Below are 22,472 nucleotides of genomic sequence, written 5' to 3'. Positions count from 1 at the left end.
TCACCGACATGGCGAGGAAGTCCACAGTTTCGTCCATGTGTGCGCCGGTCATGAAATTGCGGCGGCGGGCGGTTGCGAAGATGAGCACAAAGTCGTGGTTGGCGATTGGGCATCGCGCCGATGGACGCTAGGGATTTCGAGATCTCACCAGAAACGTTCGAGGCGCGCCAGATATGGGCGCGCCGCAACGGCAAGGTGCTGTGGCTATGGCCGGACATCGCGCCACGCGCCTGGCGCGGCGCATTGGAAGCGCTGGAAGCAGTCATTCGGCAAGTGCTCTCCGGCGCTCCTGCCAGGCTGGAGGCGCTGCACGACATTCCAGCGCTCAGCCTGGCCGCCTATACGAGCGGCGTAGGTCCGCTCGTCGGCTACTGGATCGAAAAAGGCCTGGTCCTGGCCGATACCGATGCGGCCGCACTTCTCGCGCTTCATCTCGATCATAATCGTCGTCGGATGGCCATGCTTGCGAAACGGGCGCGCGATGTCGTCGGCTTGCTGGCAGCGTCCGGCGTGGACGTCACCGTGCTCAAGGGCATGCATCTCGCCTTCGCCTATTTTCCCGAGCCCGGCACCCGGCCGGTTTCGGATATCGACCTACTGACTGGTGGTGGCGCCGATCAGGAAGTTGCCGAGGAAGTTCTCGCATCCAACGGGTTCGAGTTGATTTCCCGAAACTACAAGGAGACGACCTGGGCCTTGGCGGGCATTTCCCGTGCGGTTCGTTCGCTGTTGCTCGCACATGCCGAAGACCCGTGGTCGATAGACCTGCACCATTCCATCGACCAGAAACCGGCGAGCGGGGCATCCAAGACATCGCTCGACCAGCTGGTGGGCCCGTTTCGCGCATCGGATTGGCCGCTCGATCGCAATGCCACGACACTCGCGCAGCCTGCCTTGCTGCTGCATCTGGCTTCGCATATCGGCGCGGCCGTCCGAGTGAACCTTTCGCTTGTTCGCCTTGTCGATCTGGTACTGGTGATCCGCCAGGATTCCCGGACGGGAAATCTCGATTGGGATGCCTTCATCGAGCTGGGAACCAGGAGCCAGGCGCTGGGGATCGCTTTCCCGGCGCTGGCCCTGGTCGAGAAGCTGGCTCCGGGAACCGTTCCCGCAAGCGTGATCGAGATCTGCGCCCAGGCATCGCCCCCGCGCGTGCGGCAATGGGTGCGCGACCGCACGCCCGCCGGCGCGCAATGCCTGGATAGCAGTTCGTTACGGGTGCATTACATGTGGGCGAGCGGGGCACTGGAGCATGTGCGACAGATCGGAGCGGATCTCGTGCCCGATCTTCCCTGGCGGCAGATCCCGGCGCGCTATGGCGAATTCATCCGCCGCGCGCTCCGTAGAGGCTTTACGCGCTGATTTCCCCCTCCCCGCCGATATAGAGCGCGCAGAACCCCCGCACCGTCCTCTGGGCGTCATAAGCGAGCGCGCGGCGCTGCGCTTCACTGGCGATCGACATCCGCAATGCCTCGTCCTGGGCGAGGCGCCGAATATTCGCAGCCAGCGCGTCGTGATCGCCTACGCCTATGGCGACCGCGGCGGTCGGTGCGAAGTCCGCGATATGCCCGACCTCGGTACCAATTGTGGGAACGCCCGCAATGGCCGCTTCCAGCGTCACGAGCGGACCCGCCTCATGACGCGACGTCATCACCAGCAGATCGGCGCGTTCGACCCAGGCGCGTAGATCATGGTGCGGCACGAAACCGATGAAGCGCACGAACGCGCCGATGCCGAGGGCCATCGCCAATCGCTGGATCTGGCCGTCGAGCGTGTCCTCTCCGATCACCGTCAGCACGAAAGGCTGCCCGGAAGCCGAAAGCGCCTGCATGGCCCGCAGCAGCATCGATTGGTCCTTGACCCGATTGAGGCTGGCGACGTGAAGAAGGGCGATCGGTTCCGAAGGCTCGCGAGCGCGCGGCGACCGCGGCGGCCAATGATCCAAGGCAACGCCGAGAGGGAGGAAGGTGGCACTGATCCCGAGACGCGCGGCGCGATCGCATAGATGATTGCTCGGAGCCGTGACCTTGTCGGCAAGCCGCGTGGCCAGCCACCCCTCGAAGCGGCCGCGCAGGGTCAATCTGCCGCCGTAGCCGATATCGCGAAGCGCCTCGAGATCGCCGCCCGGCAGCGTTAGGACGCTGCGAATGCCGAGAACCCGTCCCGCGATGCCGCCCGCAACCCCGCATCCCTGGGCCCAAAAGGCGTGGATCGCGTCGAAACGTGCCCTGCGATGCTCGGCGAACAACGCCGCCAGCATGCGCGGGGCCCCGGGGCGGCGCCCGATATTGTGGACGCGCGCACCGAGCAGCTCCCATTGCGCCGGCAGACGCTCCTGACGCGCGGCGAACACCATCACCTCGTGCCCGGCGGCGACCAGCCCTTCGATCAACCAGAGCAGGCACGGGATCACCCGCTCCGTGCCGGTGCGATCGACGCCGCCGGGAACGAGCAGCGCTATTCGCATGCGCGGCGCGATCCGGCGGCGAGTACCGCATAGGCGTGCATCAGCTTTGCGCCGATCGCCGCGAAGCTGAGATGCGTATCGAAATGCCTGCGAACCTCGCGGCTTCCCGCCTCGCTGCGATGCGCGCTTCCGCCGAACTCCGACACGAGCGCCTCGGCCATCGCATCCGCATCGCCGATCGGCACAAGTGATCCAACGACCCCATTGCCGGTCAACTCACGAAAGGACGGGATATCGGTCACGATAGCTCGAAGGCCACAGGCAAGCGCTTCAATCAACGCATAGCCAGAGCCTTCCCTCCGGCTTGCGCTGACGAACCCGTCGCACGCCCGATAGAGTGTTTCCATCTCGCTATGGGGAAGCCGTCCCATCAGATGGACTCGCGATCCGAGGTTCGGATCGTCGGCGAGCATCGCGTTGATCTCCGGCAGGAGCGGCGCGTCGCCAAAGGCGCACCAGAGCTGGAGATCGGGCAGATAAGGCCTTGCCAGCCGGATCGCCCGGAGCACCGTCAGCGGATCCTTGTTGGCGTTCAGATGCCCGACCCACAACAATGCGGGCGCGCCGAAGATGTTGGAACGCGCACGCGCTTCATCGCGCCGCCCCATCGAGAAGCGGCTCGAGCTTTCTGGGATCACGAAGATTTGGGCATGCGCGGGGAGTTGCCTGCGCTTCAGGAACGGATCCGCCTGGGCGCGGGCGGTGAATGCCGCGCCCGCAATCCTGCTATGACCCCAGCGCCAGAGCGCGGCCGTCCGGCGCTTCGGCCTGCTGGCGTGATCCTGTACGAGCACCGGGATGCCAGAAGCGCAAAGCGCGCGCGTCGGCACCGGAGCCTCTAGCCCGGCGACATGGATGATATCCGGGCGATGCGCCAGCGCCAGGCCCGCGGCGCGTGACCAGAACGGGTCGGCGAGCATCGGCCAGCGCAGCTGGGGGAACTGGCGATAAAGTATATTGCCTCGGCGAAGATCCTCCCGCTCGGTTCCCGCCAGCAGCACCGTGACGTCGGCGCCCGCACCGGCAACGGCGTTGGCGATATCGGCGGTCGTGGGCCAGCGGTGCAAGCGCTCGTCGAGACTCCATCCCGGGCCGGAAGGCGTGCAGGAAATCTGTACCACGCGGATGCTCATGGCGCGGCGATTTGCGCCAGCGCTCCGGCATGAGAGCGCAACACCGCGATCGCCTGAGCCGGATCGGTGCCGAGCGTGAGCCGGGCATAGCCGCGCGCAGAGAGCGCTGCATAGGCTTCGCGGCTCTGCGCCGCCAGAAGATCGAAGCCCGGCTCAAGGTCTGGCAGGAGCGGAGACGCCTCGTGCGGTTCGCGGATTTCGAGCACGACCGTATCGCCGCGCTCGAGCAAACACAGCACGGCGCGTACGGCCATGAGCGGTCGACAGTCGGCGCTCGCGATCGAGCGCTTCAGCTTGCCGTTGCGCCATCGCAGCGGGCTATCGTCGTCCGGCGCATCGCCCGGATAGAGGTGGATCGGGCGCGGCAGGCCCCATAGCCGCAAATGCGGACGAAGCTGCACATGGACCGTGTCGTCGGAAAGCACGGGAAGGTCGGCCTGGCGAGCGGCATGGGCAAGGCAGCTCTTGCCCGATCCCGAGGGCCCGGCCAGGATCATCGCCATACCGTCGATCATGCATGCCGACGCATGAATCGGTGTCCGGTCTTCGTGGCTGAGCAGGAAGAGCAGCAACGGCTCGATGATTTCGTCGAGGAACCGGTGGGAATCGACCCAGTTCCTCGCCACCACGCATTTCGCGAGGCCCAGTCGGGCATCGGCCCAGCCTTGTGCTTCCGATCCACTCAATTGCAGCCGCGCATGGCGCACGTTCAGGCTGATGGCACCTCCCGACCGAGCCGGTTCGTCGACCTCTACCTCCAGCTGCAGGCCTCGCCTCCCATCGTCGCTGCCGGGCGACTGCCAGCGCCTGCACAGCGCGTCGATTCGGGCAAGCACCGCCTCGTCTTCGCACGCAATCGATAGCGGAACCGCCAACAGGTTTGTGACGGTTCGAACCGGCGCGCGGGGTGCCACGCGCGCCATGACCCTCGTTTCCAACGCTTGCTCGCCCCGGTTCAATTGCGATGCTCCGTCACCTCTCGATAGGTGGCCCCAAGCCAGGGGCAGGTTCAAATCCCCCGCATCGGTTCCCCACATTGAACGCATCCGGACGCGCGCGGCTCTAACCCAGTCGTGTCGTAGCGGGAAATTTCACGTGATCCTGATCGCCCACTCTTTCTTTCTCCAGCGCGATCACAAGCAGCATGAACGGCAAAAGCCCTATGCGCCGCTGACGACCTTGCTCGCGGCGGCGATCCTGCGCGACGATGGGCATGAGATCGCGCTGTTCGACGCGACATTCGCGGATGCGTCTTCCGCTTTCGAAGCTGCGCTCGACCGGCATCGACCCGATATCGTCCTGCTCATAGAGGACAACTTCAATTTCCTCACCAAGATGTGCACCGAGACCCGGCGTCAGGACGCGCTGGCGATGATCGAGATCGCCAAGCGACGGGGATGCTCGGTCGCGGTCAACGGTCCGGATGCCTCGGACCACCCTGAACTCTACCACGGTGCCGGTGCGGAGATGGTGATCCCCGGCGAGGGCGAATTCGGCGTTTCCGCTGTCGTTGCGCAGTTGCGGAAGCGCGATCGCAAGGACATTCCAGGCCAACAGCCTCGCACCATCGATAGCTTGCCGCTCCCGGCGTGGGATTTGGTTGATGTTCGGGCCTATCGGGACGCCTGGCGGAGCGCCCACGGCTATTTTTCGTGGAGCATGGCTACGTCGCGCGGATGCCCTTATGCATGCAACTGGTGCGCGAAGCCGACATTCGGCCGCCGATACAACCAGCGCCTGCCAGCCTCGGTCGCGGACGAACTCGTGCGCGTGAAGCGAGAAATCCAGCCCGACCATATTTGGTTCGCCGACGACATCTTCGGAATGACGCCAAGATGGATCGATGAATTCGCTGACGAAGTCGCGCGCCGAAATGCCCGAATTCCTTTCATGATCCAGTCCCGTACCAATCTCATCACGCCGGAGACCGCCGCCGGACTTGGCCGGGCCGGCGCGGCGCAGGTGTGGCTTGGCATCGAATCGGGATCGCAGCGCATCCTCGACGCGATGGACAAGGGAACGCAGGTCGATTCGGCACGCACGGCGACCCGCCTGCTCCGCGCCCAAGGCATTGCGGTCGGTTGGTTCCTGCAGCTCGGCTATCCGGGCGAAGAATGGTTGGACATCATCGCGACGCGCGATCTGGTGCGCGAGGAAGCACCGGACGAGATCGGCGTTTCGGTTGCCTATCCCTTGCCTGGTACGCTGTTTCACGCGCGCGTAGCCGACGAGCTCGGCAGCCGCAGCAACTGGCGCGATACCGAGGAACTGGCGATGCTCTTCCAGGGCACGTTCGACACCGAATTCTACCGGCTGGTGCGGGACGCACTCCATGCCGAAGTGCCGCAGGGCGCGGCGGGGGATCTCCGCTGGCACGATCTGGCGCGCCGCGCGGCGCAGCACCGATCGCCCGCTCCAATCCGCATGGAACGCCACGCATGAACGCCGACGTCCCGGCGCTGCTGCCGGCGGCGGCTGCCTTTGACGCGCTCGCGCCCCATTTTGACGAGCGCTTCGGCGAGTGGAAAAGTGTCGAAGCGCAACGCCGCGTGGTGCGCGCCGCGCTTCTCGACGCATTCGCTGAAGGATCGCACCTCCTCGAGATCGGAGGGGGAACGGGCCTCGACGCGGCCTGGATCGCGACGCGCAAGCGAACGGTGCTGTTGACCGACGCCTCACCCTCGATGGTCGACATCGCCCGGCGACGACCGGGCGTGGAATTGGCAGAGGTGGTTGCTGCCGAGCATCTGGATCGGCTCCTCGACCGTGCAGGGCGGTTCGATGGTGCCTATTCGAACTTCGCGGCCCTGAATTGCGTCTCCGATCTCGCACCCGTCGGACATGGCCTTGCGCAACTGATCCGCCCCGGCGGCAGCGTCCTGCTCGTGCTGTTCGGCCGCTTCTGCCCGGGCGAGATGATCGTGGAGGCCGCCCGTGGGCGTTTCGCCAACATGTTCCGGCGCCTGTCGCGCAGCGACGTCCCGGCCCGATTGGGCGGACTCGCGTTCACCGTCCGCTACCACAGTCGCGCGGATATCGTGCGAGCGATGGCACCCTGGTTTCGCCTTCGTCGATCTACGGCGCTTGGTCTGTGCGTTCCGCCGAGCGCGGCGGAACCCTGGATATCGCAACATCCCCGGCTGCTCTCCACCTTGGTAGCCGCGGATCGAGCCTTGGCGCGGCCGCTCGCGTTTCTCGGCGATCATATTCTCTATCACTTCACGCGCGTCGAGGATCCGGCGTGATGGGCGGCGAGACGATCACCGCCGACGCCCATGACGGCTTCCGTGCCGCATATGCCGCGCATCGCGCGGCGGAAGGGCGCGGCTATAGCGGGGAACAGCTGCTTAGCCTGCCCTATCTCACCTCCGGTCCGTTTGCGCGGCAATGGCAGGTCCGTGCGGCGACGTTCGATGCTTTTCACAGGCGGGTCGTCCGTCCGCTTGCCGCTGAAAAGGGCCGATCGTTGCGCGTCCTCGATCTCGGTGCGGGCAATGGCTGGTTGAGCTACCGTCTCGCACTCGACGGACATTCCTGTACCGCTGTCGATATTCGCGACGATGAGATCGATGGGCTCGGCGCCGCGCGGGCCTTTCTCGCCCGCGCCCATTTCACGCCGCTCGTTGCCCCATTCGACGCACTGCCGATCGAAGTAGATTCCGCGGACATCGCAGTGTTCAACGCCTCGCTTCATTACGCCACCGATCTGCCGGCGGCATTGGCGGAGGCGGTACGCGTAACCCGCCCCGGCGGACGCATCGCGATTCTCGATTCGCCCTTCTACGCCAGCGCCCGGGCCGGCGCGGCGATGGTGGCGCAGAAATACCTGTCGGGGACCAGCACGTTCGGCGAACGGGCTGGCACACTGCTCTCGCTTCCCTTCATCGAATTCCTCACGCGCGAGAGGCTATCCGCGGCTTCCGTGCAGCTGGGCCTGACGTGGCGGCGGACGCGCGTGCTCTACCCGCTTTGGTACGAGCTCCGCCCGCTGCTGGCCGCGGCAAAAGGCGCGCGCGCGCCTTCGCGTTTCGACTTTTGGACGGCGGAGGTTTCGTGATTCTTTTTGTCAACTCTCGCGCCACCCGGGCGAAGAACCGGCGCTTTCCGCTCAGCATCATGTCGTTGGGCGCGGCCCTGCCGCCCGATACAACCTGGGAGATCGTCGACGGCAATTTGCCGGGTGCCGACGTATTTGCGGAAATCTGCCGATGGATAGACGGCCAGGCCGGAGGCGGCGATCCGGTGGAATTGATCGCGCTCACGGTGCTTCCCGGGCCGCAACTGGTGAGCGCCGTCCCGCTGTCGAAGGCGCTCAAGCAGCGCTATCCCTCGATCCCGATCGTCTGGGGCGGCTATTTCCCGAGCCTCTACCCCGCCCCAGTGCTGAATGCCGATCATGTCGATTGGATCGTGCAAGGCCAGGGCGAGACGACGTTCCTCGAATTGCTCGAGGTGGTGCGCGGCAAGCGCGACCCGGAAAGCGTGCTGGGGCTGGGATTCCGCCGGCCTGACGGCTCGCACTTTCTCGCCCCCGAGCGCAAATGGGTCGGCCCGGCCGAGCTGCCCGATCCGCCCTATCACAAGATCGACGTCGCGGCCTACCTTCAGCCGACGATCCTGGGCCGGCGCTCAGGGGTCTATCAGGCTTCCATAGGATGCCCCTATGCCTGCAGCTTCTGCGGCGTGATATCGGTTTATGGGCGACGCGAGAAAGTGCAGTCACCCGAGCGGATGCGGGAGCATCTCAGCTTCCTCGCGACCGCGCACGGCATGGATTCGCTGCACTTCTACGACAACAACTTCTTCCTGAACGAAGCGCATGCGCGCGAGATCGCCAAAGCCATGCTGCCGCTGGGCCTGAGCTGGTGGTGCGAGGCGCGGGTGGACGCGCTTTGCCGCTTCTCCGACGAGACATGGCGCATGCTCAAGGCCGCCGGGTTGCGCATGATCTTCTGCGGAGCGGAATCGGGCTCCGACGAAGTGCTTCGAAAGATGTCCAAGGGCACGACGACTGCGCAGATCGCCGAAGTCGCCGCGCGCACGCGCGAATATGGGATCATCCCGGAATTCTCCTTCGTGTTCGGCGATCCCGAGGACCCCGAGCGCGAAATCGACAACACGCTACACTTCATTCGCCGGCTCAAGGCGATCAATCCGGCGATGGAGCTTATCACCTATTTCTACACGCCGACGCCGCAGCGCGCGGGCACCTATGGCGATGTCGACCCGCTCACGGGCACGCCAACCGAACTCGATACCTGGATGGAGCCGGAATGGGTCCACTGGATGACCCATGAAGATCCGCACCTCCCCTGGCTCGACCGCCGCCTCAAGGATCGGGTCGACGACTTCAGAACCGTCCTGATGAGCCGCTTTCCATCGATACACGACAACGAACTGCGGCCTTGGGGAAAAGTCCTCGGAAGCTGGCTCGCCCGCGGCCGCTGGGCGCGCGAGGACTATGCGCAACCACGCCTGCTGCGTCACGTGCAGCGGCTCGCGCGACGGACCCCGGACGATCGGCAGGCCTATGGCCATCTCCGCCCGCCGGCAGAAACCGAGGTCCCGGCATGATGGCGCTCGACGCGCGCAGCGCGTACCGGCTCTGGGCGCCGAGCTACTCGACCGAGAATGCGGTCAGTGCGGTCGAGGAACGACTGGTACGGGCGATGACACCTTCAATGAGGGAGGCGCGGCTGCTCGACGCCGGATGCGGTACCGGCCGACGCCTGCTTGCAGCAGGCGCCAAGAGCGCGACCGGTGTCGATCTGTCGGAGGAGATGCTCGCCTTTGCGCGGCACACCTGCCCGCCGGCAATGCGTTTCGTCGCGAGCGATGTCCGCGCCATGCCGCTCGCTGATGCCAGCAGCGACGTGACTTGGTGCCGGCTCGTCATCGGCCATCTCCCGGAGTGCGCGCCCGTCTATCGCGAGCTGGCGCGGGTCACCGTCCCCGGGGGTCGGGTCATCGTCACCGATTTCCATCCCGAGGCATATGCCGCGGGACATCGGCGAACCTTCCGCGCCGGAGGCGTGGTGCACGAAGTCGAGCATTATCTTCATCGGCTCGAGGACCACATCGCCGCCGCGACGGACGCCGGGCTGCATCCTGAGGAGGTCGTGCATGGCAGCATAAGCACCGACGAGTGGCGGTTCTACGAGGCGGCAGGCCGCGCCGCTCTCTTCGACGAGCATCTGGGCTTGAAGCTGGTCCTCGCGCTCGGCTTTCGACGTCGAGACTGATGCGCCTCCTGGTCCGAGCGCGCAATCGGGCACTGGCTGTTGCCGGCGGCAGGATCGTCGCGGCCGAAGGTCCGTTCGACGTGGTGATCGACGCGCCCGGATCCGAGCTCCTGCCCGGCCTCATCAACGCGCACGATCACCTGCACCGCAACCATTATGGCCGGCTCGGCCGCCCGCCCTACCCGAACGCCTATGCCTGGGCCGTGGATATTCAACGCCGCGATGCCGCAGCCATCGCCGCGGGAAGGGGCCGGCCCAGACGGGAGGCCCTGCTCGATGGAGCATGGAAGAATCTTTTCGCCGGAGTCACTAGCGTCGTGCATCACGATCGTTGGGAAGCCGATTTCGAGCGGAGCTTTCCGCTGCGGGTGGTGCGGATCGCACAAGCCGATTCGCTCGGCATGGGTGGATTGCCTACCGGGTTCAAGCCCGCGCAACGCTTCTGCCTCCATCTGGCCGAGGGCATGGACGCAGCAGCGGCTGACGAGATCCGCACGCTCGACGATGCGGGACAGCTTTCCAGCCGGCTGATTGCGGTCCATGGGGTGGGCATGGACCGGGATGCGATCGACCGGTTTCGCGCATCGGGCGCGGCGCTGGTCTGGTGTCCCAGCTCAAATCTGTTCCTGTTCGGCCGGACCGCCCCGGCGGGACTGCTCGCCGAGGGCCTCGATCTGCTGCTGGGGAGCGATTCGATGCTCACCGGCGATGGCGACCTGCTCGACGAGTTACGCTGCGCGCGTGAGTTGGGGATGGTTTCCGATGCGCGGCTCGCTGGCGCCGTGGGCGCAACTGCAGCGCGCGTGCTCGGACTGCCCGAGCCGACGCTCGCTCGCGGCGCGTCCGCCGATCTGGTGCTGATGGCCCGGCCATTGCTCGGCGCGCGTGCGAGCGACGTGCAGATGGTGATGGCCGGCGGGAGACTTCGCGTCCTTCATCCCGAACTCGTCGCGGCCTTTGCGCCGAAGCTGCCTCTCGGTGCGATGCGCGCAATGGGCGGCGTGACGCGATGGACGAGCGATCACACTGAACCTGACGACGTCCATCTGGCACCAAGGTCCGAGTGCATCGCACCGATCAGGCAGGAGACATTTTGATGCGTTTATTGGCCCGTCGCAGCGCCAGCCTCGCAGCGATAATTCTGGGTGTGCATGGAGCCAGGGCGAGCGCGCAGGACGCCCTGCCTCCCATCACCGAAACCGCAGCGGCGCAGGACGACGCCGCCGAACCCGCGCAGACCGGGACCGCGACGGTTCCGGATCAGGAACCGCCAAGCCCGCCCTCTACCGATATCCTGTCGGGGCGAACGCTCTCGATCCTGCTCGATGGCCGAATCGTCGCGGTCGATGGCGAACGGTCGTTCCTCGATCGCGGCATGGGCAAGACGCGATTTTCGGGAGCGGCCGACAATGATTTCCGGATCGTACCGCTGCCCATTGAGGCGGATCTGATCTGGACGCCCCGCTTCACCAGTTCGCTCGCCGGAAACGTCTCGGCGAGCTGGCAGCGCGATCAGGAGAACGCGGTCGATCTCCTCGAAGCCTTCGTCACCTTCCTCCCTTCCCGCGGCGAGCATCTGAGCTTCTCAGCCAAGGCCGGCCTTTATTGGCCAGAGATATCGCTCGAACATGCGACGGGCGGTGCGTGGAGCACGGTGCACACGATCACTCCCTCGGCGATCAATGCTTGGATCGGCGAAGAAGTGAAGGTGGTCGGGGTCGAGGCCACGTTGACCGCTACGTTCGGCAAGCATGATGTGTCGCTCACCGGGGGCGCCTTCGGCTTCAACGATACCTCGGGCACGTTGCTGTCGTTCCGCGGCTGGGGGCTGCACGACCTGAAGGCCACCGCTTTCGGGCATATTCAGTTGCCGGTGCTCAACACCTTCATGACGCGCGCCCAGGCGCCGACGACGCGGTCACTGCTCGAGATCGACGATCGCGTCGGCTTCTATGGGCGGCTCGAATGGCGGCCGCCTGCGCCGTTCTCGGTCAACGCCTTCTACTACGACAATCGCGGCGATCCGGAGGCATTCAACCCTTCGCTCCAATGGGGCTGGCGTACACGCTTCGCGAATGTCGGAATTTCAGCCTATCCCGGCGAGCGCACCCGAATCCTCGCACAGGCGATGTACGGCACCACCCAAATGGGCATCATCCCGCACGGGCTGACGCGTTATTGGGTCGACACCAAATATCGATCGGCCTTCGTGCTGGTCGCGCAGGACGTGGCACAGGGCCGCGGCCAGATCAGCGGACGGCTGGAGATGTTCGATACGCGCGAGCGCGGCAGCCGCATGGCTCCCGAGGAGAGCGAAGACGGCGGCGCCGCCACGCTTGCCGGGCGTTGGCGGCTGAACGACATGCTCACCGGCTTCGTCGAGGTGATGCACGTCCGGAGCCGGCGCGAGGTCCGCATTCGAACTGGCGAAACACCCTTCCAGGCTCAGACGGTGATCCAGGCCTCGTTGCGCCTGCGGCTATAGGCACCTCGCCCACCGCAGGCGCTGCGGCGGGCCTTTTAGGGCGCGACAGTCAGCGTTCCGCGCATAGCGGGGTGATAAATGCAGTAAATCGCGAAGGTTCCGGCTTTCTTGACTGTCATGCGGACTTGCTGTCCCTGACCCAGCCGCACATCGAAGCTGCGGTCCCGCGCGGTCGCGGAATGCGGGACGGTATCCCGGTTCACCCACACGATCACGTCGCCGACCTTAACGCCGCTCGGAAGCTTGCCGAAGGACATGTTCGCCATGGTCACCGTGAACTCGCGCGGAGCGACGACAGGCACTGCTAGCGTGTGCGCCACGGCCCCCGTGGCAGCGATCCCGGCCAGAGCTATAGCCAAAGTTCTGGTTCTTGCTCTCATTTCGCGTTCCCTCGTACCAAAGGCCATACGCGTCGCCGCGCTAGCCGGTTACGAAAGGATTAGAGCAAGCGAACGGCTCGCAGGTTCAACGCCGGCGCTGGCGTTGGTCGTTCAGAAGGAAAAGGCCGCACCGACCGTCGCAACCGCACGCCCTTTGTGGTGTTCGTAATAGCGGCCACCCGGACCGCGACCCGAAAGCCCCGCATAGATTTCGAACTGGCCCAGATTACGCGATACGGTAGCGCGCCAGTCATAGCGGCTCCGCGCGGTATAGCGCGGAAGGCCGTCCAGATAGGTAAGGGCGCCGAGATGCAGGCCAAGGTGCCAGTCGCGCCGCAGGCGAATGCCCGCCTGAAGCTCGGCATAGAACGTGGGAAGGTCCCGTGCGAGATAGTCGGGCGAATAATAGACCCGCGCCGAGATCCCGTTCACGGAAACGCCGGCATAGACTTCAGTATATCGCAGATCGAGCGGACCGCCCGGTGAACGGGCATATCGCGTGTGGATTGCCCCGCCTTCGACCGAAACCGTGCGTGAGATTCGGGTGGCATAGCCTAGACCGGCCTCGAAGCCGCCGATGCCGGGGGCCGCATCGTCCGGTGCGACTACAATCAAGCCGTTGGCATAGATGCCCGAAGGGTCGTCATAGCTCAGCGCGCCAGTGACCGCGGGCTGGCCATCGGTGACCGAATAGCCACGCCGCCGATAGTCGCTGTCCGCCGATACCCGCACAGCCAGCTGCGCTTGTGCGGGCATAGCAAAGACAAGCCCGCCGAACAGCGCGACACTGCACGCGCCTAGCCACTTCCCGATCAACTCAGCGCTTTGCGGAAGTCTTCGCCATGATGCGGAACGTACAGCTGCAATCACAAGAACGCGTAACCGACAGAAGCGTCGCACAGGCGTCCACGACGTTGCCTCTCCCTCGAACCGCCAGGCGCATGGGCAGGCCACGGCGCCGCTCCCGGACGAGCGCAAGCAGCCCGCTGACATGGGCCACCGCGTAGGAGCTGCCGTTCACGACGTACCATCGACCCCCCGGCTTCGTAGTGGGAATATCCCGACCAGGCGCACCGTACACTGTCGCAGGCCTTGATCGCAAAGATTCATCGGCAACCGCGATGACGCCGGGCTTGGACGCCGGAAAGCCGCCATTCCCCGCATCCGCGTCATAAGCCGCGACGACCGCGATACGGCGCGCTGCAGCGACATCCAGCAACTTGCCCAGCAACGGGTCCGACGGTCCGCTAAGGCTCATGTTGATGATGTTGGCGTTGTGATCGATCGCAAAATGAAGTGCCTTGGCAAGGCTGAGCGTGTTGCACAGGGTCGGCGCGCTACCGGATCCGCTTTCCCAGCACGCACGCAACGCCATCAAGCGGACCTGGGGTGCCACGCCGGCGATCCCCAGGCCGTTATTTGCCTTCGCCGCGATGACGCCCGCGACTCCAGTCCCGTGCTGCTCGGCGACACGCGATGGCCCCCCAACGAAATCCTGACTTAAGCTGAACTGACCGGCGAGGTCGGGATGGCTCGTCTCGACCCTGCTGTCGATCACAGCGACGGTTATTCCGCGTCCAGTTGCAAAGCGGTGCAGGTCGGACAGACGCCAGGCCATCGCGGCGGGCTGTATCGGATAGAGCGGATCGGTATCGCGTTGCCCGCCGCGAACCTTGTACGTCTGCATCGGCTGCGCCCAGAGCACGGCCTTGTCTTGCGAAAGCAGCTCGATCGCCCGCTCCACGCTGAGCCCGGCGGGCAAATCGAACACGAAGCAATCGACCCCCAGCAGCGGCATCGGCCAGCCGTCCGATACACGCATTCCGCGCTCGCGCGCCGCGCGCTCGGCTGTGCGCCGGCGGGCCGCCTGCGAGCTCGCATCGCCATAGCTGCCCGAATTGCTAGCTCCGGCCCGCAGATGCGGCGGCGGCAGGCGCAACATGACGAGGACCTGTGCGGGCTTCTGCGAAGGCGCGTAGCTGGCGCGCGCCGGCGAAGCCTGCGCCGCCAACGATGGGAGCAGCAATCCCAGCGCCAGCATGGATGTGCGGGCTCTGATCATGGTCCCGGCGGCGCGTCTATCGGTTCCGCCATCACGACGCCGGATTTGGTACGAAGCTGATCGAGGCGGCGGCCGCGTTCCAAAGGTGGAAGGTGCAACATGTATCCGCCGCTCGCCAGCGGGCCATCGGTTATGCGGGCGCCCACACCCGCGAGCGCATCGCGCATGACCTGGGACGACGTGTCCGGACTGAACAGCACGATCGCATTCGCAGTGCTGGGTAGCGGCGCCGCGCCAAGCGCGTGATAGATATTGTCAGGGCTATGGGGTTGCAGCGACGCGAGCGCGACAGCCGTGACCGACGCGGCGAGCGCGCCCGCGCCCGCCCAGCCCAGACCGACACGCCGCCGCCAGACGGGCGTTCGTTGGGGCGATGGTGTTTCGGCGGTCTCCAGTTTCTGGCGCATCGCCGCCCAGCCATGGTCTACATCGTTCGCGAGGCTCGTCACACCGTTGCGGAGCGCAATCTCGCCCTCGGCCTCACGGCTGCACAACGGGCATTCCACCAGATGCGCCTCGACCATCGCGGCCTCGGCTTCGTCCAAGGTGCCGTTCAGATACCAAGGCAGCAGCTTGAGCGTTTGCTCGTGCGCGTCGCCGTGCAAGTGGACAAGATTTCCCATCGCCGTTCCTAGATCCAATCCGCAAGTTCACCGCCGAGCAGCCGGCGCAAGTGCCTTCGGGCATGAAACATCCGTGTCTTCACCGTGTCGATCGGGCACCCCATGACAGCCGCGATCTCCCGATAGTCCATTTCGTGAAAATAAGTGAGGTTCACGACTGTCCGATGATCTGCCGAGAGCGATTGCATTGCGTTCGCCAACAGCTTGCCCGCGCGCGCCTGGATCATCTCCTCTTCGGGCGACGGATTGAGCGAAGGCCGCTTTTCGGACTGGGCATCCTCCATCGCCTCGTCATGACGTCGCAATGCGCGCATCGCCTTGCGATAGGCGATTGCGAACATCCATGTCGAAAGTTTGCTCGCGCCATTGAAGCTGCCTGCCTTCTCCCAGACCACCATCATCGTGTCGTTCACCACTTCCTCGATCAACGTCGGGCGACGAACCAAATTTGCCACGAACCGCGTCATTCCCGAGTGATAGATGCGATAGAGCTCCTCGAACGCGAGCAAATCCCCGCCTCGGACGCGCTCTATCAGCCGGAGGTCCTCGCTCGAACGTCTCTCCGCGGCGTTTGTTCGAACCATTCGCACGCCCAACTTCTGGTCGCCTCCGATCACATCTAGATATCGCATTGGTCCAACACGAACGCGAAATGGTTCAATGCGCAGCCCGCGGGCCGGCGAGATCACGCAAATAGCGGAGGATGGGCTTGGTGGAGGCAGGGCGATCCGATGCTCCGGGCCGTCTAGCGCGCTCCCCACATCGCCTAGGAGTCAGTCGGACTTGACGAAGAAGCGGTCGATCACGCCCTGCGCGATTCGTGCCGGCCGCAGCGTCTCGGCGTCGAGGCAGCACCAGCTCGACTTGACCTCGGCGAGCACTTCCGAGCCGCGCTTGATCACCGTCTCGTAGAAGGCGCGCGCGCCCTGGACCTTTTCGAGAAGCACCGTCGCGACGACGTCGTCGTCGAGAAAGGCCGGCCGGCGATAGGTGATCTCGTGCTTGAGCGCGACCCAGAGATGCCGCGCCACCGCCTCGGGCGGGGCGATCCCGCGCCAGTGGCTGATCACCGCCTCCTGCACCCATTTCAGGTAGCTGGCATTGTTGACGTGTCCCATGAAATCGATGTCCTCGCGAGCGACGTCGATGGGAAATTCATAGGGAAGAGCAGTGCCTTGCATGATGCGTGAAACTACCACCGGACGCGATTCACGGCGAGCGAAATCCATCGGAAACCGCGGAAATCCTGCACCCCTTCGCAGGTGTCGGTTTCCGTAGCGGCAATCGCCGGCTGACGCGTGGCAGCGGAGACGGGACGGCGCGGAGCCGTGCGGATCAGCCTTCTTCGACGGGCGCGGCGGGGCCGTTCTTCAGGATCGATTCGATCGCGTTCTTGGCGGATGCCTTCGACGCATAGCCTTCGGTCCAGAAGATCGTCTCGGCATTGTGCTTGAACTTGGCGACATACTCGCCCGCCTTGTTCTGCTCGATCACGAATTTATGGGCCATGGTCCAACCTTTCGTTGCGGAGCTGCAACATAGATCAAAAGCGCCGCGGTGAATATCGCCCTGCGTCGATCTGCGCGACTTCCGCGCCCGGCGGCTGGCCCAGCAGCAGGGCCGCCGCCAGCTTCGCCGCGGCGGGTGCGGTCTGGATGCCGAAGCCGCCCTGCCCTGCGCACCAGAAGAAGCCCTCCACCGCCGGATCGAAGCCGTAGACCGGCAGCCGGTCGGGCGCGAAGCTCCGGAGCCCCGCCCATTTGTGTTCGAGCGCCGCGACGCGCCAATCGACGACATGCTCGAAGCGGTCGATCGCGATCGCCACGTCGAGCTCCTCGGGGGCGGCGTCGCAGGGATCGCTGGCGATCTCGTCATGCGGGCTGAGCCACAATCGCCCGCCCGCCTCGGGCTTGAAGTAGAAGCTGCCGCCGATATGCGCGACGTGCGGGCAGCCGGGCGGCGGCGCGGGATCGGTGCGGAGCTGCAGCATCGTGCGCCGATAGGGCTGGACGCCGACCGGCCTCGCGCCCGCCATGACCGCGACCGGATCGGCCCAGGCCCCGGCTGCGTCGACGAGGATATCCGCCTCGAAGCGGCCCGCACGCGTGTCGAGCGACCAGCGGTCGTTCCCGCGGGTCGCCGCCTCGAGCGCGGCCGATACCACCACCTCGCCTCCCGCGCGGCGGACCGCCGCTAGATATGCCGCGTGGAGCCCGCCCACATCGATATATTCGCAGCTCGGCTCATGCACGCCCAGCGTCCATTCGGGACGGAGGCCCGGCAGCGTCTCGCGCGGATCGACGGCGCGGAGCTCGACACCGCTGCCTTCGAACTCGGCGAGAAAGGCATCGACCTGCGCCTGCTCCGCGGCACGGCCGATATGGAGCGAGCCGAGCGGCTCGAGGAAGCCGCCCGCGCGGAGCAACGGCCCCGAGGCGGTGGTGAGCGGCTGGATGTCGGGCCCGCCATAGGTCTCCGACCAGAAGGCCGCCGAGCGTCCGGTGGCATGGTAGCCGGGGCGCTCCTCGGCCTCGAGCAGCAGCACGCGGGCATGCGGCGCCACTTCGGCGGCGAGGCTCGCCCCGGCGATCCCGGCGCCGACGATCGCGATGTCGTAGCGTGTCACGCCCCGGGCGCTCGGTCCGCGAGGAACGAATCGATCGCTTCGATCGCGCGGTCGCGCACGGGGTCGGCCTCGCGCAATATCTCGTGCGCGCTCTCCCTGCCGAAGCGGACGACGCGGACGTCGGGCAGGCTCGGAGCAAGCCTGAGCGCGGCCTTGCCGTCGATCAGCCCGTCATTCTCGGCGACGAGCATCAGCGTGGGCACGCGCATCTCCCGGAGCCGCGGATCGGCGGCGAGCTCGCGGATCGAGCGGAAGCCCTCGATCACCCAGCGCCAGCTCGGCGGACCGGTGACGATCGACGGGTCATGGGTCTGCCACCAAATCTCGTCGGCATAGCGATCGCGGTCATGCGTGAGCAGCGAGGCGCGGGTCTCGGTGGTGTAGGGCTTCTCATTGCCCTTCCAGGCCGGGCGCGCGGTATCGCCGAGCCCGCCGAGGAACTTCGCGGCGCGTTCGGCGAAGGGTCCGAAGATGCCCGGCTTGAAGCCCAGCATCGGCGCGACGAGCACGGTAGCGTCGGGCGCGATCGCGCCCTCGGTCAGCGCGCGCAGCACCAGATGGCCGCCCATCGAATGCCCCATCGCGACGTGCGGGCCGGGGTTCGCTACGACCCAGGCGGCCCAGAAGTCGCGCAGGTCGCGGACATAATCGGCATAATCCTCGATATGGCCGCAATTCGCGGCGGGGGTCAGCCGGCCCGAACCGCCCTGCCCGCGCCAGTCGAACCATGTGACGTTCCAGCCCGCTTCGTGCCAATGCGCGAAGCTCTCGAGATACTTCTCGAAGATGTCGCCGCGCCCGCCCTGGAACAGGATCGAACCACGTGGGGCGTGGTTCGATCCGCGCACATCAGCCCGCCAGTCGAACACGCGGTGGTCCCAGCCATCGGGAGCGAGCCAGCGATCGATGCGCGCGCCGGCGGGAATGGCCCGGCGGTCCATAGGGGAAGTTGCCATGGGGGTTGGTTACGTTTTGATAAGCCATGCCGTCTAGGTGTTAGGCGGGATGGGGGACGTCTTTCTAACCTTTCTGCTGAGCGCGCTCGGCCTGCTCCTGGTCTCGGCCGGGATCGAGGACGCGCGCTCGCGCAACATCGCCAACTGGAAGAATGCCGCGATCGCATTGCTCGCGCCGCTCTGGTGGTGGGCCAATGGGCTCGCGCTCTGGCCGGAGGTCGCGATCCAGCTCGGCCTCGCCGTGCTGGTCTTCGGTTTCTTCGTCGGCGCCTTTGCGATCGGCCAGATGGGCGGCGGCGACGTCAAGCTCCTCGGCGCGCTGGCGCTGTGGCTGCCGGTGCAGCCGCTGGTCGGCATGCTGATACTGATGTCGCTCGTCGGCGGCGCGCTGACGATCGTCATGGTGGCGGAGCGCTGGACGCAGCTACGCGGCGGCCTTCGGGCGCTGCCGTGGCGGACGATCGGGCCTCTCGCTTTGGGCGCGCTGGCGCTCGCCTGGCTCGTCTATGCGGGTCGCGGCGGGATCGCAGCGGCCTTTGTCGGGCAACCGATAGCCGCCGCGGCTGCGGCGATGACGTTGGTTGCTGCGATCGGCGTGGTGCTGCTGGCGGGGGCCCGCGCGGCACGCAAGCGCGGGATCGTTCCCGAGACGCCGTACGGCGTCGCGATTGCGATTTCGACACTGCTCGTTCTTCGCGAACCGATTCTTAACCAGTTCACGTGATGCTTAACGCCGGCGCAACCGTACCGGCCATGTAATTGAAAAGGCTTGAAGCGAAATGGATGCACGCAAGCTCATTCTGCTCGTAGGCGCGCTCGTGGTCGCCGCGATCACCGCGTTCATGGCACGCAACATCTTCATGGGCGCGTCCGCGCCCACCGCAGGTGCCGCGCCGGTCGCAGCCGCGCCGCAGAACACCACCGAAGTGATGGTCGCCACGCGCGCCCTGCCGGTGGGGACGATCCTCGACGCCACGTCGGTCAAGTTCGTCGCCTGGCCGAAGGAGCTGATCGAGGGCGCCTATTTCGTGAAGGGCGAGAGCGAGCCGGGCAAGCTGCAGGGCACCGTCGTCCGATTCGCGATTCCAGCGGGCCAGCCGATCACCCAGGGCGCATTGGTCAAGCCCGGCGACCGCGGCTTCCTCGCCGCCGCGCTCGGGGCGGGCATGCGCGCCGTCACCGTTCCCGTTTCCACCCAGAGCGCGGTCGCGGGCTTCGTCTTCCCGGGCGACCGCGTCGACCTGGTGCTGACCCAGTCGGTCGCCGGCGGCGGCGACGGCCCCCCGCTCAAGGCTTCGGAGACGATCCTGCGCAACCTGCGCGTGCTCGCCACCGACCAGAAGACCGACAAGCAGTCCGACGACAAGGGCAACACCGTCGTCACCACTTATTCGACCGTCACCGTCGAGGCGACGCCCAAGATCGCCGAGAAGATCGCCGTCGCGCAGACCGTCGGCCAGCTCTCGCTGTCGCTCCGCTCGATCGCCGACAATCAGGGCGATCTCGAGCAGGCCATCGCCAATGGCGACGTCGAGGTGCCGGCGGACGGCGATCCGGCGAAGGAAAAGGAAATGATGGCGCGCGTCGCCGCCCGCCCGATGGAAGGCCGCGGCGGCTTCGCCACCGGCGCCGACGTGTCGCGCTTCCAGCGCAGCACCGTCCCGGGCAAGCCGAAGGACAATAACGGCACGACGACCGGCACTTATCCGGGCGCCGCCGCCGTCAAGAAGGGCCCGGTGATCAACGTCGCCCGGGGCAACAGCGTGACCGAGATCGAGGTCGGGGGTAAGAACTAGATGCGCACCATGACACTCCTGAACCGGGCGCTCGGCGCAACGGTGACGGCGGCGCTGGCGATGAGCCTGCCCACCGGGGCGATGGCCCAGACGCGCCAGAAGGCGCGTGTGGCGAACCTGCCCGTCGGCGCCCAGCGGCCGACCAGCGAAGTGCTGCTGTCGATCGGCCAGGGCGAGCTCATCACGCTCCCCGCGAACGTCACCAACGTCTGGACGTCCAATCCCGGCGTGGCGGACGTCTATGTCGCCAATCCCCGCCAGATCCACTTGTTCGGCAAGGAGTTCGGCGAGGCGACGGTCTTCGCGACCACCGCGGGCGGCAGCGTGGTCTATTCGACCAATGTCCGCGTCGCGCAGAACATCACGTCGATCGATCGCATGATGAAGGCGGCGATGCCCGAAGCGGACATCCGCGTCACCACTGTGGGGCAGCTCGCCGTGCTCACCGGCACCGTCGCATCGCCCGACGACAGCGAACAGGCGCAGCGGCTGGTGCTCGCCGCGCTCAATCCGGGGGTCAACGTCTCGGATCCGGCCGCGCAGCTCAAGATCCCCGTGATCAATCGCCTCAAGACCGCGACTCCGCTGCAGGTGAACCTGCAGGTGCGCTTCGCCGAAGTGAGCCGCAGCTTCGTCAAGGACGTCGGCGTCAACCTGCTCACGCGCGACCAGACCGGCGGCTTCCAGTTCGGCGTGTCTTCGGGCTCGCGCATTCCGGGCACCATCGGCACGCCCAACCTTTCGAACCTGCCGGTGCTGGACGCTTCGTCGCGCTTCGGCTTTCCCGCCGGGACGATCAGCCTCCCCTTCGATCCCGCCAAGGGCGACTTCGTCCTTCCGGGCACGGGCTCGACCTACAACATCACCAAGGGCGACAAGTTCAGCACGATCGGCCTCGCCGGCAAGCTGCTGGGCCTCGACGTGCTCGGCGCGCTCGATCTGGGCGAGCGGATCGGCCAGGTGACGACGCTCACCAATCCGAACCTGACCGCGCTCTCGGGCGAGACCAGCACCTTCCTCGCCGGCGGCGAGATCCCGATCCTGGTGAGCCAGGGGCTCGGCGCCGTCTCGGTCGAATACAAGCCCTACGGCGTCAGCCTCGCCTTCACGCCGACCGTGCTCTCGGACGGCCGCATCTCGCTGCGCGTGCGGCCCGAAGTCTCGGCGCTGACGACGGCGGGCGCGATCACCCTCAGCGGCAACCAGGTCCCGGCGCTCACCACGCGGCGCGCCGAAACGACGGTCGAGCTCGGTTCGGGCGAGAGCATGGTGATCGGCGGGCTGCTGCAGAACAGCCACGACAATTCGATCGACAAGACCCCCGGGCTCGGCGACGTGCCCGTGCTCGGCGCATTGTTCCGCTCCAACGGATTCCGCCGCAACGAGACCGAGCTGGTGATCGTGATCACGCCGTATCTGGTCAAGCCGGTCAACGCGAACCAGATCGTGCTGCCGACCGACGGCTACAAGGCGCCGAACGACTTCGAGCGGATCATCGGCGGCGACCTGGTCGGCAACAAGGCCGGCGGGGACCGTCCCAAGCCGACGATGGCGCCGAGCGGCGCGACGCCGACCGTGGGCGCCTTCGCGCCCGGGCCCGCGCTCCCCACCCCTTCCGCTCCGCAGCCTGCAAAGGCCGCTCCCGCCCCCTCGCGGCCGAAAAAGGGCGGCGCCGCCGCTCCCGGCTTCGGCTTCTGATGTC

22 protein-coding genes and 1 pseudogene are annotated in these 22,472 nt (G+C 66.2%); 11 read left to right on the top strand and 12 right to left on the bottom strand.

Annotation, left to right across the window (positions count from 1 at the left end; translation table 11 throughout):
* Nucleotides 1-105 precede the first annotated feature (105 nt).
* A complete protein-coding gene (locus MT490_RS15535; protein ID WP_297389656.1) occupies nucleotides 106-1,362 on the top strand; it encodes a nucleotidyltransferase family protein in 1,257 nt (418 codons plus the stop codon).
* Here the strand turns inward: MT490_RS15535 and MT490_RS15530 are convergent.
* From MT490_RS15530 to MT490_RS15520, 3 genes are read right to left on the bottom strand one after another with little or no spacing between them, the layout of a single operon-like run.
* A complete protein-coding gene (locus MT490_RS15530; RefSeq protein ID WP_297389654.1) occupies nucleotides 1,352-2,467 on the bottom strand; it encodes a glycosyltransferase family 4 protein in 1,116 nt (371 codons plus the stop codon). The two genes, MT490_RS15535 and MT490_RS15530, sit on opposite strands and share 11 nt — an antisense overlap.
* Nucleotides 2,458-3,600: a glycosyltransferase family 4 protein gene (locus tag MT490_RS15525; RefSeq protein WP_297389651.1), complete on the bottom strand. Its 1,143-nt coding sequence runs from the start codon at nucleotides 3,598-3,600 to the stop codon at nucleotides 2,458-2,460. Before MT490_RS15525 ends, MT490_RS15530 begins: the two co-directional genes overlap by 10 nt.
* Nucleotides 3,597-4,523, bottom strand: a complete 927-nt coding sequence (locus MT490_RS15520; protein WP_297389649.1) for a hypothetical protein — start codon at nucleotides 4,521-4,523, stop codon at nucleotides 3,597-3,599. The genes MT490_RS15525 and MT490_RS15520 overlap by 4 nt, the downstream gene beginning before the upstream one ends.
* A 172-nt stretch (nucleotides 4,524-4,695) precedes the next feature.
* Between MT490_RS15520 and MT490_RS15515 the strand changes: the two genes are divergently transcribed.
* The 7 genes from MT490_RS15515 to MT490_RS15485 are packed head-to-tail and all read left to right on the top strand — an operon-like array spanning nucleotide 4,696 to nucleotide 12,327.
* Nucleotides 4,696-6,042 (top strand): radical SAM protein, encoded by a 1,347-nt coding sequence (locus MT490_RS15515; RefSeq protein WP_297389647.1) that lies wholly within the window; start codon nucleotides 4,696-4,698, stop codon nucleotides 6,040-6,042.
* Entirely contained in the window at nucleotides 6,039-6,845 is an 807-nt protein-coding gene (locus MT490_RS15510) for a methyltransferase domain-containing protein (RefSeq protein ID WP_297389645.1), read from the top strand. The genes MT490_RS15515 and MT490_RS15510 overlap by 4 nt, the downstream gene beginning before the upstream one ends.
* Nucleotides 6,845-7,657 (top strand): class I SAM-dependent methyltransferase, encoded by an 813-nt coding sequence (locus tag MT490_RS15505; RefSeq protein ID WP_297389642.1) that lies wholly within the window; start codon nucleotides 6,845-6,847, stop codon nucleotides 7,655-7,657. The genes MT490_RS15510 and MT490_RS15505 overlap by 1 nt, the downstream gene beginning before the upstream one ends.
* Nucleotides 7,540-9,174, top strand: a complete 1,635-nt coding sequence (locus tag MT490_RS15500; protein ID WP_297389639.1) for a radical SAM protein — start codon at nucleotides 7,540-7,542, stop codon at nucleotides 9,172-9,174. Before MT490_RS15505 ends, MT490_RS15500 begins: the two co-directional genes overlap by 118 nt.
* On the top strand, nucleotides 9,171-9,842 hold the full coding sequence (locus tag MT490_RS15495; RefSeq protein WP_297389636.1) for a class I SAM-dependent methyltransferase: 672 nt from the start codon (nucleotides 9,171-9,173) through the stop codon (nucleotides 9,840-9,842). Before MT490_RS15500 ends, MT490_RS15495 begins: the two co-directional genes overlap by 4 nt.
* The gene (locus tag MT490_RS15490; RefSeq protein WP_297389633.1) at nucleotides 9,842-10,939 is read left to right on the top strand and encodes an amidohydrolase family protein; all 1,098 of its coding nucleotides are present in this window, start codon (nucleotides 9,842-9,844) and stop codon (nucleotides 10,937-10,939) included. Before MT490_RS15495 ends, MT490_RS15490 begins: the two co-directional genes overlap by 1 nt.
* On the top strand, nucleotides 10,939-12,327 hold the full coding sequence (locus MT490_RS15485) for a hypothetical protein (protein ID WP_297389631.1): 1,389 nt from the start codon (nucleotides 10,939-10,941) through the stop codon (nucleotides 12,325-12,327). Before MT490_RS15490 ends, MT490_RS15485 begins: the two co-directional genes overlap by 1 nt.
* A 35-nt stretch (nucleotides 12,328-12,362) precedes the next feature.
* On the opposite strand, the gene MT490_RS15480 is transcribed toward MT490_RS15485, so the two are convergent.
* The 9 genes from MT490_RS15480 to MT490_RS15440 all read right to left on the bottom strand — a co-directional run bounded on the left by MT490_RS15480 (nucleotide 12,363) and on the right by MT490_RS15440 (nucleotide 18,974).
* Nucleotides 12,363-12,629, bottom strand: a complete 267-nt coding sequence (locus MT490_RS15480; protein WP_297389629.1) for a cupredoxin domain-containing protein — start codon at nucleotides 12,627-12,629, stop codon at nucleotides 12,363-12,365.
* A gap of 189 nt (nucleotides 12,630-12,818) precedes the next feature.
* A complete protein-coding gene (locus MT490_RS15475; RefSeq protein ID WP_297389626.1) occupies nucleotides 12,819-13,463 on the bottom strand; it encodes a TorF family putative porin in 645 nt (214 codons plus the stop codon).
* Between the two features lie 61 nt (nucleotides 13,464-13,524).
* Nucleotides 13,525-14,769 (bottom strand): S8 family serine peptidase, encoded by a 1,245-nt coding sequence (locus MT490_RS15470; RefSeq protein ID WP_297389623.1) that lies wholly within the window; start codon nucleotides 14,767-14,769, stop codon nucleotides 13,525-13,527.
* Entirely contained in the window at nucleotides 14,766-15,392 is a 627-nt protein-coding gene (locus MT490_RS15465) for a zf-HC2 domain-containing protein (protein ID WP_297389620.1), read from the bottom strand. The genes MT490_RS15470 and MT490_RS15465 overlap by 4 nt, the downstream gene beginning before the upstream one ends.
* Before the next feature lie 8 nt (nucleotides 15,393-15,400).
* Entirely contained in the window at nucleotides 15,401-15,976 is a 576-nt protein-coding gene (locus MT490_RS15460; RefSeq protein ID WP_363321757.1) for a sigma-70 family RNA polymerase sigma factor, read from the bottom strand.
* Between the two features lie 189 nt (nucleotides 15,977-16,165).
* Complete coding sequence (locus tag MT490_RS15455; RefSeq protein ID WP_297389615.1) at nucleotides 16,166-16,573, bottom strand: thioesterase family protein; 408 nt, start codon at nucleotides 16,571-16,573, stop codon at nucleotides 16,166-16,168.
* A gap of 154 nt (nucleotides 16,574-16,727) precedes the next feature.
* Complete coding sequence (locus MT490_RS15450) at nucleotides 16,728-16,901, bottom strand: DUF1508 domain-containing protein (RefSeq protein ID WP_297389612.1); 174 nt, start codon at nucleotides 16,899-16,901, stop codon at nucleotides 16,728-16,730.
* A gap of 34 nt (nucleotides 16,902-16,935) precedes the next feature.
* Nucleotides 16,936-18,018, bottom strand: coding sequence for an FAD-binding oxidoreductase (locus MT490_RS15445; protein WP_297389609.1), 1,083 nt, complete (start codon nucleotides 18,016-18,018; stop codon nucleotides 16,936-16,938).
* Nucleotides 18,015-18,974 (bottom strand): alpha/beta hydrolase, encoded by a 960-nt coding sequence (locus tag MT490_RS15440; RefSeq protein ID WP_297389606.1) that lies wholly within the window; start codon nucleotides 18,972-18,974, stop codon nucleotides 18,015-18,017. Before MT490_RS15440 ends, MT490_RS15445 begins: the two co-directional genes overlap by 4 nt.
* Nucleotides 18,975-19,023: 49 nt before the next feature.
* On the opposite strand from MT490_RS15440, the pseudogene MT490_RS15435 reads away from it, so the two are divergent.
* From MT490_RS15435 to MT490_RS15425, 3 genes and pseudogenes are all read left to right on the top strand, one after another.
* Nucleotides 19,024-19,389 (top strand): annotated as a pseudogene (locus tag MT490_RS15435) (prepilin peptidase); the annotation flags it as partial.
* A gap of 364 nt (nucleotides 19,390-19,753) precedes the next feature.
* Nucleotides 19,754-20,770 (top strand): Flp pilus assembly protein CpaB, encoded by a 1,017-nt coding sequence (gene cpaB / locus MT490_RS15430; RefSeq protein ID WP_297389603.1) that lies wholly within the window; start codon nucleotides 19,754-19,756, stop codon nucleotides 20,768-20,770.
* A gap of 9 nt (nucleotides 20,771-20,779) precedes the next feature.
* Nucleotides 20,780-22,468, top strand: a complete 1,689-nt coding sequence (locus tag MT490_RS15425; RefSeq protein ID WP_363321756.1) for a type II and III secretion system protein family protein — start codon at nucleotides 20,780-20,782, stop codon at nucleotides 22,466-22,468.
* Nucleotides 22,469-22,472: the final 4 nt, after the last annotated feature.

The organism is Sphingomonas sp. (assembly GCF_026460985.1).
GTDB lineage: Bacteria > Pseudomonadota > Alphaproteobacteria > Sphingomonadales > Sphingomonadaceae > Sphingomonas.
The sequence above is the reverse complement of the archived record's forward strand: the minus strand, read 5'-3'. Positions and strand labels throughout refer to the sequence as shown.